At 52.6% G+C, this 11,818-nt stretch carries 9 protein-coding genes; 3 read left to right on the top strand and 6 right to left on the bottom strand.

Going from position 1 to position 11,818, the window contains the following annotated elements:
* The first annotated feature begins 139 nt into the window (after window positions 1-139).
* The gene (uvrA, locus tag WA318_RS10475) at window positions 140-2,968 is read left to right on the top strand and encodes an excinuclease ABC subunit UvrA (RefSeq protein WP_336080835.1); all 2,829 of its coding nucleotides are present in this window, start codon (window positions 140-142) and stop codon (window positions 2,966-2,968) included.
* A 41-nt stretch (window positions 2,969-3,009) separates the two neighbouring features.
* On the opposite strand, the gene WA318_RS10470 is transcribed toward uvrA, so the two are convergent.
* On the bottom strand, window positions 3,010-3,765 hold the full coding sequence (locus tag WA318_RS10470; RefSeq protein ID WP_336080833.1) for a hypothetical protein: 756 nt from the start codon (window positions 3,763-3,765) through the stop codon (window positions 3,010-3,012).
* Window positions 3,766-4,183: 418 nt separating this feature from the next.
* Between WA318_RS10470 and trmFO the strand changes: the two genes are divergently transcribed.
* On the top strand, window positions 4,184-5,530 hold the full coding sequence (trmFO, locus tag WA318_RS10465) for a methylenetetrahydrofolate--tRNA-(uracil(54)-C(5))-methyltransferase (FADH(2)-oxidizing) TrmFO (protein ID WP_336080831.1): 1,347 nt from the start codon (window positions 4,184-4,186) through the stop codon (window positions 5,528-5,530).
* A gap of 64 nt (window positions 5,531-5,594) precedes the next feature.
* Here the strand turns inward: trmFO and WA318_RS10460 are convergent, their stop codons facing one another.
* Window positions 5,595-6,176, bottom strand: a complete 582-nt coding sequence (locus WA318_RS10460; protein ID WP_258548802.1) for a hypothetical protein — start codon at window positions 6,174-6,176, stop codon at window positions 5,595-5,597.
* A gap of 151 nt (window positions 6,177-6,327) precedes the next feature.
* Entirely contained in the window at window positions 6,328-7,173 is an 846-nt protein-coding gene (locus WA318_RS10455; RefSeq protein WP_336080830.1) for a phytoene/squalene synthase family protein, read from the bottom strand.
* Window positions 7,174-7,360: 187 nt separating this feature from the next.
* Between WA318_RS10455 and WA318_RS10450 the strand changes: the two genes are divergently transcribed.
* Window positions 7,361-8,713 (top strand): NAD(P)-binding protein, encoded by a 1,353-nt coding sequence (locus WA318_RS10450; RefSeq protein WP_336080829.1) that lies wholly within the window; start codon window positions 7,361-7,363, stop codon window positions 8,711-8,713.
* 3 nt (window positions 8,714-8,716) lie between these two features.
* Here WA318_RS10450 and WA318_RS10445 read toward each other — a convergent pair whose 3' ends face one another.
* From WA318_RS10445 to secD, 3 genes are all read right to left on the bottom strand, one after another.
* Window positions 8,717-9,097 (bottom strand): Mth938-like domain-containing protein, encoded by a 381-nt coding sequence (locus tag WA318_RS10445; RefSeq protein WP_114099799.1) that lies wholly within the window; start codon window positions 9,095-9,097, stop codon window positions 8,717-8,719.
* 127 nt (window positions 9,098-9,224) lie between these two features.
* Window positions 9,225-10,154, bottom strand: a complete 930-nt coding sequence (gene secF, locus WA318_RS10440) for a protein translocase subunit SecF (RefSeq protein ID WP_336080826.1) — start codon at window positions 10,152-10,154, stop codon at window positions 9,225-9,227.
* A gap of 19 nt (window positions 10,155-10,173) precedes the next feature.
* Complete coding sequence (gene secD, locus WA318_RS10435) at window positions 10,174-11,748, bottom strand: protein translocase subunit SecD (protein WP_114099830.1); 1,575 nt, start codon at window positions 11,746-11,748, stop codon at window positions 10,174-10,176.
* Between the last annotated feature and the right edge of the window lie 70 nt (window positions 11,749-11,818).

Raw genomic sequence — 11,818 nt, 5'->3', positions numbered from 1 at the left:
TTCGTGTCTCTATCGCCATGGTCATTGTGAAATGACAGTCTCCTGACAAATACTGACAGGAGCTGTCAGGGGTGCGCTTGCGTATAGCGTTGACGTCCTCTATACACTTTCCGAACAATTCAGGAACAAAAGGCCCGATATGCTGACGAAAATTTCGGTTCGCGGTGCGAAAGAACACAATCTTCAGAACATCGACGTTGAACTGCCACGCGATTCTCTGGTGGTGATTACCGGCCTTTCGGGATCCGGAAAAAGTTCGCTTGCGTTCGACACGATCTATGCCGAAGGTCAGCGTCGCTATGTCGAAAGCCTGTCTGCCTATGCACGCCAGTTCCTTGAATTGATGCAAAAGCCGGATGTCGAATATATCGACGGCTTGTCCCCGGCCATTTCGATCGAACAAAAAACGACATCGCGCAATCCGCGTTCGACCGTCGGTACCGTCACCGAGATTTATGACTATATGCGTCTTCTGTGGGCGCGCATCGGGATCCCCTATTCGCCTGCAACGGGTCTTCCAATTGTCAGCCAGACGGTGTCGCAGATGGTCGACCGGGTGATGGAGATGGAAGAAGGCACGCGTCTTTACCTTCTTGCTCCGATCGTACGCGGACGTAAGGGCGAATACAAAAAGGAATTGCGTGATCTGCGCTCACGCGGGTTCCAGCGCGTCAAAATCGATGGCGAGATGTATGACATCGACGAGGCCCCCGAACTCAATAAAAAACTGAAACATGATATTTCAGTCGTGGTGGATCGTTTGATCGTCAAGGAAGGCATCGCCACCCGTCTTGCCGACAGTTTTGAAACTGCCCTTGAATTGACCGATGGCATCGTCCTGACCGAAGACGCCAAGACTGGGGAAACCACTGTCTTCTCTGCAAAGTTCGCCTGCCCCGTTTCCGGTTTTACGATTGAGGAAATCGAACCCCGCCTGTTTTCATTCAATAATCCCTTTGGCGCCTGCCCGGCTTGTGATGGTCTTGGCACCCAGATGGAATTTGATCCGATGCTGGTTGTCCCTGATGAAAGCAAGACGCTTGAAGATGGCGCTGTTGCTCCTTGGGCAAGCAGCACATCGAAATATTATCTGCAGACGCTGAAATCGGTCGCAAAGCATTTCGGCTTCAAGACGAATGTTGCCTGGGACAAATTACCGAAAATAGCTCAGGACATTATTCTGAACGGCTCCGGCGAAGAAGAAGTCACCGTTACCTATGATGACGGGTCGCGCAGCTATAAGGTTTCTCGCCCGTTCGAAGGTGTTATTCCAAACATGGCCCGTCGCTGGCGCGAAACTGACAGTCAGTGGGCCCGTGATGAACTGTCCAAATATCAGATGGTTTCACATTGCCCGACCTGTTCGGGAAAACGCCTGAAACCCGAAGCACTGGCCGTAAAGGTTGATGGATTTGATATCTCGCAGATCACCGATCTTTCGATTGCCAAGGCCGGTGACTGGTTTATCGGCCTTGAAGGCAAGCTGAACGAGAAAGAAACAGAGATCGCCCGGCGTATTCTTCGCGAGATCAATGACCGTCTGCGGTTCCTGCGTGACGTCGGACTTGATTATCTCTCCATGTCGCGCACGTCCGGCACCCTTTCGGGCGGTGAGAGCCAGCGTATTCGCCTGGCATCGCAAATCGGCTCGGGCCTCACAGGTGTGCTTTACGTCCTTGATGAACCTTCAATTGGCCTGCATCAGCGCGACAATGACCGTCTTCTGGAAACCCTCAAGCGCCTGCGTGATCTTGGAAACACTGTTCTTGTCGTTGAACATGACGAAGATGCTATTCGCGCAGCTGACTATGTCGTTGATATGGGCCCGGGTGCAGGTATCCATGGTGGACGTATTGTTGCGCAGGGAACCCCCGAAGAAATCCAGCAGAACCCCAACAGCCTGACGGGGAAATACCTTGTCGGGATCGAACAGATCGCTGTTCCCAAGGAACGTCGCAAAGGAAATGGCAAGGCGATTACCATCAAGGGGGCCACGGCCAACAACCTTCAGGGCATTGATGTTGATTTCCCGCTTGGAAAATTCATCTGTGTTACCGGAGTTTCCGGTGGTGGCAAGTCCAGTCTGGTGATCGAAACGCTGTATAAGGCGTTGGCAAAACGGATGCATAACGCCCGTCATCATCCCGGCGCACATGACAGCATTGCCGGTGTCGAACTTATCGACAAGATCATCGATATTGATCAAAGCCCGATTGGCAGAACCCCGCGATCCAACCCGGTGACCTATACCGGGGCTTTCACCCCGATCCGGGACTGGTTCGCACAGTTGCCCGAAGCCAAAACACGCGGCTACAAGCCCGGTCGTTTCTCGTTTAACGTCAAAGGCGGTCGTTGCGAAGCTTGTCAGGGTGACGGCGTCATCAAGATCGAAATGCACTTCTTGCCCGACGTCTATGTGACATGCGATCAGTGCAAAGGTAAACGATACAACCGCGAGACACTGGAAATATCGTTTAAAGGCAAATCAATATCTGATGTTCTTGATATGACGGTCGAAGAAGGCGCCGAATTCTTCAAGGCTGTTCCTTCGATCCGTGACAAGATGGAAACCCTGAAACAGGTCGGTCTTTCCTATATCCACCTTGGACAGCAGGCGACAACTCTTTCGGGTGGTGAAGCACAGCGCGTCAAACTTGCCAAGGAACTGTCAAAACGCGCGACAGGACGGACGATCTATATTCTCGATGAACCGACCACAGGTCTTCATTTCCACGATATCCGCAAATTGCTTGAGGTGCTGCATACCATTGTGGATCAGGGCAACACGGTGGTCGTGATCGAACATAACCTTGACGTTATCAAAACGGCTGACTGGATCATTGATATAGGACCCGAGGGTGGCGACGGCGGCGGTCAGTTGGTCGGCACTGGCACCCCGGAGGCCATCATGGCCAATGAGCGTAGCTATACGGGTCGTTATCTGAAACGGCATCTGGGACTGGAATAATATTTAAAGGGCAGCATGTTTTTGCTGCCCTTTTTCATCGCCTACCCGCCACTGGTTACCCGGTTTTCAACTCTTTTGACCAAGGCTGTACTCAGCCGTTCACTAAATCCTGACAAGAATGCGAAGACCAGAACGATCGACATTTGTTGTCCGGCCACGGCGGAATTGCTGATCTGGTCGAGGTCATCAAGATTATGCAGCTCATCAAGCGGTATGGGCAGTATCCCGGCGCGTAGCGCAAGCAGCACGACCAGTGCGAAACAAAACCCCATGCATGGCCGGAACAGGAAATTAAAGAACACCGACGACGGTTCCATATCCGCCCACGGGGTGTCCTTCCCTAAACGCATCATCATGCTTGTCAGGGCACCAATGGCACCGAAGCTGCCAACAAAGAACAACAGGTCGTAACTGAACCCGAACAATTTGCCATTGCCTGTGCTGATGATGGTGTCGATCTGGACAAACATCAGAACAGCAAAAATCAGAACGATTGGCGACAGCGCCAAAGCAAGTGCGGCAATCCGAAGGCTTTTGTTGAAGGCCTTTTCAATCGCGTTTTCGGGGGTTGGTAACTTGGGATGATCTTTCATCTCTGCGCTCAGATCGTGCAAATACCCGTGGACAAAGCCGTCACGTCCCTGATTAAGCGCCAAAAGCATCAAAACAGCATCGGATTGCTTGCGGTCAGTTACACTGCTTTCCGGGGCCACATCATTGCGCCACCATCGCAAGAACGCCCGCATGACAAGCGAGGCTCGCCATCCCTGGCGGGTTGCCACCACGTATTCAATCATGCTTTCGATGTCGGCAGGACTAAAGACCCCGTCGGGGAAACCACCAAACGGAAATCCCGGCCGCCGTTCCTTGCTCTCCGTCGGAGCGTCTGGTTGACACGCGGCATCGTCTTGCGAAGTCGGCTTGCACTCGACATCGCGTATGATCCGACGTCGGGGAACAAGCCCGATTACCGGACAATGTGTGGGTTCATAGCCATATGGGTGATGCGGGTAGCTCATATTGGCCCCAGTTTCACATATGTTCGACAGAACGGGTCTGGCATATAAGACGTACTTGCTGTGGCAATGTGAAAAATTCATGGGTCCATGCGTACTGATGGCATGATGACTGCGCAATTGACTTGAAATATGCCCCCATGCACCGCTATGTGTGTGCCAAGCTTTCAAACATATTCTTCGCGAGGAGTTCGCACACGTGAATACGGTTAAACCTGTTCATATTATCGGTGCCGGTCTGGCCGGCAGTGAAGCCGCCTGGCAGCTGGCAGAATCCGGTGTGCCCGTTATCCTGCATGAGATGCGCCCGGTACGTCCGACAGACGCGCACCATACGGATAAATGTGCCGAATTGGTCTGTTCGAATTCGTTCCGCTCGGATGACAAGGAATATAACGCTGTTGGCCTGATCCACGACGAAATGCGCCGTGCCGGGTCCATCATCATGCGTTGCGCCGATCAACACAAGGTCCCCGCTGGCGGCGCGTTGGCCGTTGACCGCGAAGGCTTCTCGCAAGCTGTTACCGACGCGCTGGAGAATCATCCGCTTATCACCATGGAACGTGGCGAGATTGATGATCTGCCGCCGCAGGAATGGGAGCATACCATCATTGCGACCGGGCCTCTGACCTCTGGAGCGCTTGCCGAGGCAATCCGCAAAGTCACCAGTGAAGCAAGTCTTGCCTTCTTTGATGCGATTGCGCCGATTGTCTACAAGGAAAGCATTGATTTCGACAAGGCATGGTTCCAATCGCGTTATGACAAGGGCGATGGCAAGGACTATATTAACTGCCCGATGGATGCAGACGAGTATAATCGTTTCATCGATGCCCTGCTTGACGGCGAAAAAACCGAATTCAAGGAATGGGAAAAAGACACCCCCTATTTCGATGGCTGTCTTCCGATTGAAGTGATGGCTGAGCGCGGGCGCGAAACCCTGCGCCATGGTCCAATGAAGCCGGTCGGCCTGACCAATCCGCATAACCCGACTGTAAAGCCGCGTGCGATTGTTCAGCTTCGTCAGGACAACGCGCTTGGCACGCTTTACAATATGGTCGGCTTCCAGACCAAACTGAAATACGGTGCCCAGGTTGACGTATTCCGGACCATTCCGGGCCTTGAAAACGCCGAGTTTGCCCGCCTTGGCGGCATACACCGGAATACCTTCCTGAACTCACCACGCCTTCTTGATCCGACCTTGCGCCTCAAAGCCCGCCCTGATTTGCGGTTCGCCGGTCAGATTACCGGCTGCGAGGGCTATGTTGAAAGTGCAGCGGTCGGACTGATGGTTGGTCGCTTTACTACGGCTGAAAAAGCAGGGAAAACAATTCCTACCCCGCCCCTTGCAACGGCAATGGGGGCGCTTTTGAACCATATCACAGGCGGTGCAGACGAAAGCACGTTCCAACCGATGAATGTCAATTTCGGACTGTTCCCGGATCTGGAGCTGACCAAACGGGTCAAGGGCCGGGATCGGAAAAAGCTCTATTCGGATCGTGCCATTCCGTTGTTTGATCAATGGCTAAGTGCGGTAAACGCCGCATAACAAGACAGAAGCCGCATCCTGTGATGCGGCTTTCTTGTCTCAGCTTGATGCTATCTGATCACAATCAATAAGTTTTCTTTTGGCGGGTCAACTTGCCGGTAATGTCACGGATCTGCTTGCCATCCCGAAACCGGCTAAAAACAAGGTCCATATTGCCGTCATCATCAAGCTTGCGTTCATAGACCTGCATCTCGTAACCACCTTCATCGGTGATATAAAGGGCATGAATGGTAAGGGTTTTACCGACAATACGTGCCCAGAAAAACGGTTCACCTTTTAACGGATCGTTTGGGATACGTTTCCCGAACAGGCCTGAGCGCATTGCACTGCCATAGATGTCCGGGCGTTCGGTTGAATAGAACTCGATACTCAGCGAAACGTTCTTTTCGCGCCCGTCCTTTTTGTGAATGACAGTAGCCCAGTCAACGTTAAAACCCCTTTCCGTCTTTTCAATGCTGACGTCAAGATCGCGGGCCTGCAGCTCGCCATCGGCATGTTCAATTGTCACACCGTGATAATCACCAACGAACGGATCGATACTTGCTGCCTGGGCGACAAATGGTGCAAAACCAAAACCACCAAACAGCATGACAATAACCAGCTTCGATAGCCAGTTAGTTCCAAGTCTGGAATGCGGATATGCCATACGAACCCTCATGCTGGGTAGCCCACAATTGACGTTGCACCGTGTAAACAAGGCGTTATTAACGCTAACACGGACAGAACGAAGCTGTCTTATCCTTTATCGTTAATGTAGATGATATTTTCGCAATATCCAGCCATCACGTGAATTGGCATCAATAGCTTTTAAGCAAGCCATTAAGGGTCAAACGCACACTTGCCGGTCGCGCAAGCCCGAATTCGGCCGAGAACGGATCAAATTCCGCTTTGGCCAGTTTGCGCAGATACCCGTCGGCAAGAACCAGTGGCAATGCAGCAGCGCGGGCAGATTTCGGAACAGCCCCTCGATGCTTGCGTGCCTCGGCAATCCTCTTTCTTGCCAGTTCTGCCAGTTCTTTGGTCAGGTTGCGGACCTCTTCCTTTTTTCGGAACTCAAAGATATCGCTCTGCCCGACATTGTGATTTTCCATCCGGTCCTTGGGGAGATAAAGGCGCTTGGCACGTCCATGAAATACCATTGCACGCATGATACCGACCAGACCATAGGCATTGCCCGCAAGACGGATCGCGTGTTCAGCATCGTCTCCCGACGCACCAAGAACACGCCCGGAAAGAACTGCCATCTGACCTGAGGTTTGATCGATATATCGATCAAGTTCTTCCTGATCAGCAGGTTGGCGGTCTTCAAGATCAAATTCACGCGCGGCAACGACGGTTTCAAGGTCACGAACCGAAACGGCTTGAGACTGAACAAGTTCCGCAAGCGGTTCGACAACTTCATGCTTGCGTACTTTGCCCTCCCCGATTTCGCTCAGGGTATCGCGCCACCATTGCAGCCGAATATGGCCAAGCATGATTTCCGTAACCATTTCGCGCGTTTTCGAGACTTCCTGATTGAAAGCATAGAGCGTGAACAGGTCTTCACGCTTTTCAGGTGCGGCAAATAACGCACACAGGAAACGATCCCGATCATGACGGCGCGTGTAGTCCGCGCAATGCGAGAGCTTTGGCGTCTCAGTCATTCTATGCTTCCAACCCGCTTTTCATTGTACCAACAACTTCAATTGGCTGGTTGATCTGCGCAGTGATAATTTCATCCATGGCTTGTAAGGTGTTCTGCTGTTAAGGTTATTTTGTCAGACCGAATGACACGATAACGTGCAAACCAGTATTTCCGGCCTTGTATAACAATTAAAGTGGCGCAGGCATATGGCATCCTTCACCTCTGGAAAATTACATGTTATAGGCGGCGGCCTGGCTGGTGCGGCACTGGCAACCCAGCTGGCCGAAGACGGCGTGGACGTACACCTGTATGACGAAGGCGAGCCATTCGAAAGCCGCTGGACCCGTGGTATGCAAACCGCGCCCGAAAGTCACAAAACGTCGGAGCCGGAAATCTTTTATGATCCGGACGGCCTGGTTGCAGACTACTTTGCCCGATGGCCCGAAATCCCGGCCAAACTCGTCCGCCCGGCCCACTGTGTCATGGGATTAAAACGCGGCCGACGCAAACCTGCGATCATCACGCTTGATCAGGGTGTTTCAAGGGCTCTGATCGCCCGGCGACTTGGCGTTTTGGCCCGCATATACACCATGATCGACTTTTGGCGACAACGTTATGGCAATGAGGAAAACCGGGTCGAGGCGGCCGCTTCGTTCGGTGACTTTGATAGCGACGAGCACGCCCATAAACCCGGCACATACCATCGCGATGCTCTGGCAGTGTTGGCAGAAGTCCTGTTTTCAATTCCGGCTCACAAATGTTCAAGCACTCTGCTCGCGCGGGTTCTCGTGCCCAAAGCAAGCGCCGTGGTCACGCGATCACATGAGCCGGTCTTTTCGGCGATTGATCCTATCATCCTCAATGATATCGCCCTGCCGACACTGCGTGAACGCTTTTTAGCGGCGGGTGGAGAGATCATGGCCCGAACCAGGCTTGGTGATATTGACAGCACGTCTGAATATGCCACCGATCTTTTGTTTAACGATGATATTCAGGTTATGATCAAGCCCAGTGATGCGGTCGTACTTGCACTTCATCCCAAACCACTGTGTAACGCTGTCCCCGACATTGGTATCCCGCCCGCCCCGGCACGCAGACAAACAGTGGCATATGAGCTACGCCGTCCATTTGCGGAACCTCTTTGCCTGTTCGTTAGCGATGACCTTGTCCGGGCAATATATTGCCATCGCCGACATATCCAGGTCAGCCTGAACAGCAGCTTTCACCTTCCTGCTGACGGAACAATAGAGCAGCTTGTGGACCGTATCTGGCAGCGCTGCGTGTGGCTATGCAACCAGTATCTCAATCTTGATTTGCAGGCACGGGCTCAAAATGTTCAAGGGGCCGAACATCCCAATTTCAGCTTCATTGATGCGGAAGCTCCATTTCCCGAATTTACACCTGGCCATGCCGCCTTGCGGAATCGCCTGAAAGCACCATGGAAGAACCTGTTTCTGTGCGGTGATTCATTCCCGGTGGATTCTGCACCGGGCCCTGCTGCCTTGTTTGCCAGCGTCAAACAGGTTCGCCAGCAGGTATTGGCCTATTTGAAGGAATAGGCGTCAAACCGCAATCAGGGCGGCTGCTACGCGACGGGCCTCTGCAACCAGGACATTGTATGTGCGGCAAGCCGCACCGGTATCCATCGGCTCGATCACGATACCATGCTCTTTAAGCGCATGACGCCATGCCAGCGGCACAGGTGTCAAACGCGTCCCCATACCCAGCAGCAAGATTTCGATTTCATCAGCTTTCTCGATGATGCGGGCAAATGAGTCCACCGAAATGTCATCGATGGATTTGACATTCCATGAGTAGATGGATTCCGGAAACAGCAACACTGAACCGTTTACCGTTTCTTCGCCAAAGCGAAACAGACCGTCACCATAGCTTGAGACCAGATTGCGACCTTCGGCAACAAGTGGGCTGACTTCAAGTGACATGGAAATCCTCGTATCATCTGGAGCGCATCATGTTCTGTTCGGGCGAACAAAACGGCAAAACAAAAAGGCCAGGGCGTTTTCGCACATCCCCGGCCTTCTTGCAAATTCTAGATCAATGTTGGTCGGATCAGGCTTTTACTTCCTGACCTTCTTCTGCTTCGGGAATTTTGCGTTTCAGACGCAAAACAATCAAAAGCGGAGAAGCCACACAAATTGACGAATATGTACCGATCACGATGCCGAAAATAAGCGCCAGCGTGAATCCGCGGATTGCCTCGCCACCAAAGGTAAACAGAGCAATCAGCGCCAGCAAGGTCGTGAATGACGTCATGGTTGTACGCGACAGCGTCGAATTGATCGAGAGATCAAGAAGATCCGGAATTTCCATTTTGCGGAACTTGCGCAGATATTCTCGAATACGGTCAAACACAACGACGGTATCGTTGATCGAATAACCGGCAACCGTGAGAACGGCGGCAAGCGTTGCAAGATCGAACTGAACACCGGTGATCACAAAGAACCCGACCGTAATCACAACGTCATGCAACAGGGCAACAACCGAAGCCACTGCAAACTGCCATTCAAAGCGGAACCAGATATAGACCATGATCAGCAACAGCGAAATCACGACCGAATAAAAACCCGCTTCCTTGAGCTCGCTACCTACTTTCGGGCCGACAAGTTCACTACGACGGATGGTGACATTTTCGCCAAGGGCATCGGTGACTTGCGCCAACGCAGCCATCTGGGCCTTTTCGTCGCCATCCTGACGCTGCAACTGAATCAGAACGTCATCCGGCGCCCCGAATTCCTGGATCGAAACGTCACCAAGACCAAGACTTCCAAGATTGTCGCGTAATCCGCTGATATCTGCCGGACCATCGGTCTTGATTTCAACAAGGATACCCCCGCGAAAATCGATCCCGAAGTTGAGCCCCTTGGTGAAGAACAAGGCAGCAGATGCCAGAACCATCACCAAGGATACGATATAAAAGAATTTCCGGAATTTGAGGAACGGGACGTTCACGTCATCCGGGATAAGATGCAAAGGTTTCATATCTTCCCTGTTCCCTTCCTCAAAGTACCAGCTCGGTCGGACGACGCCGCTTGACCCAGCCTGCAATCATCAGGCGGGTCAACCAGATCGCCGAGAACATCGACGTGATGATGCCGATTGCCAGCGTGACGGCAAAGCCCTTGATCGGACCAGAACCAAAGCTGAACAGCACCAGTGCCGCGATCAGCGTGGTAATATTGGCATCGAGAATTGTCGACATGGCACTGCGGTAACCGGCATCAATCGAGTTGATGACGGTTCGACCATTGCGCTGTTCTTCGCGGATACGTTCAAAGATCAGAACGTTGGCATCAACGGCCATACCAACGGTAAGAACGATACCGGCAATACCAGGAAGTGTTAGCGTTGCCTGAAGAACGGACATCACAGCCACGACAAGAATAAGGTTCATCATCAGGGCGATGTCGGCATAGAGACCAAAACGGCCATAACTGATGACCATGAAGGCCACAACGAAGACCAGTCCGAGCACAGCAGCAATTTCACCGGCTTCAACCGAATCCTGACCAAGCCCAGGACCAACAGAACGTTCTTCAAGAATCTGCATCGGTGCAGGCAATGCACCCGCACGTAACAGCAATGAAAGATCATTTGCTTCCTGAACGCTGAACTGGCCGGTGATGATACCGTTACCACCCAGAATTGGTTCGTTGATGCGTGGCGCAGAAATCACCTCACCATCCAGAACAATCGCCAGCCCGCGCCCCGCATTCTTGCTTGTAATGTCGCCAAATCGTGCACCGCCTGCCGCATCGAAGCGGAACGAAACAACCGGGCGACCATCACTGAAGGTCGGCTGCGAATCAACAAGGTTGTCGCCAGAAACGACCACTCGGCGGTCAATCAGGAATTCCTTGATGCCAGCCGCCTTGTCTGATGCATCTGCAGCAGGAAGGATCATGGTTCCTGGCGGCAAGCCAGTAGCACGTGCGTCAGCAGCTGTTTTTTCGTTATTCACAAGATGGAAATTCATCTTTGCAGTACGACCGAGGATCGCGCGCAAACGTGACGGATCATCAAGCCCCGGCACCTGAACAACAATACGGTTCTCACCCTGACGCTGGATTGATGGCTCAGTCGTACCAAGCTCGTCAACACGACGGCGGACAACTTCCAGAGACTGCGCAATTGCGCGGTCAATCAGTTCCTTCCGGGCAACTGCGTTATAGGTAACGTGGATGGTGTTGCCTTCGCCGCTCAAGTCTGTGTTCGGCTCAGCAGAACGTGCAATCTCGCGTGCTTTTTCAAAGTCCTCTGGACTAAGAATGGTGATATCGGCACCGTTTGCCGTAGCTTCACGCGGACGGTTTCGAATCTGCTCTTTGCGCAGGTCGGTACGGATCGTGTCTGCCAATGCCTCGTAACGTTCACGCAGAACGCTGTCAGTATCAACTTCGAGCAGCATGTGAGAGCCACCACGAAGATCAAGACCGAGGTTAATCTGTTTTCCGGGCAAATAGCTTGCCTCGGTCGGGAAAGCTCCCGACGGCAGGAAGTTTGGCGCGGCGTAGATTACGCCCAAAGCACACACCAGAAGGACCAGTGCTGCTTTCCATTTTGTAAAATAAAGCATGTGTTCTTTGACCGGATCTGTCTGGGTCAACCTTGGTCTGGTTCCAAGGTGCTTGGAACAACGGCTATTT

Source organism: Thalassospira sp. CH_XMU1448-2, assembly GCF_037027285.1.
Classification (GTDB): Bacteria; Pseudomonadota; Alphaproteobacteria; order Rhodospirillales; family Thalassospiraceae; genus Thalassospira; species Thalassospira profundimaris_C.
The sequence above is the reverse complement of the archived record's forward strand: the minus strand, read 5'-3'. Positions and strand labels throughout refer to the sequence as shown.

Bases quoted from the DNA above. Each gene is read 5' to 3' on its own strand.
- WA318_RS10445 (WP_114099799.1), bottom strand. From the start codon at position 9,097: ATGTCACTTGAAGTCAGCCCACTTGTTGCCGAAGGTCGCAATCTGGTC.
- secF (WP_336080826.1), bottom strand. From the start codon at position 10,154: ATGAAACCTTTGCATCTTATCCCGGATGACGTGAACGTCCCGTTCCTC.
- WA318_RS10470 (WP_336080833.1), bottom strand. From the start codon at position 3,765: ATGATTGAATACGTGGTGGCAACCCGCCAGGGATGGCGAGCCTCGCTT.
- WA318_RS10460 (WP_258548802.1), bottom strand. From the start codon at position 6,176: ATGGCATATCCGCATTCCAGACTTGGAACTAACTGGCTATCGAAGCTG.
- WA318_RS10455 (WP_336080830.1), bottom strand. From the start codon at position 7,173: ATGACTGAGACGCCAAAGCTCTCGCATTGCGCGGACTACACGCGCCGT.
- uvrA (WP_336080835.1), top strand. From the start codon at position 140: ATGCTGACGAAAATTTCGGTTCGCGGTGCGAAAGAACACAATCTTCAG.
- secD (WP_114099830.1), bottom strand. From the start codon at position 11,748: ATGCTTTATTTTACAAAATGGAAAGCAGCACTGGTCCTTCTGGTGTGT.
- WA318_RS10450 (WP_336080829.1), top strand. From the start codon at position 7,361: ATGGCATCCTTCACCTCTGGAAAATTACATGTTATAGGCGGCGGCCTG.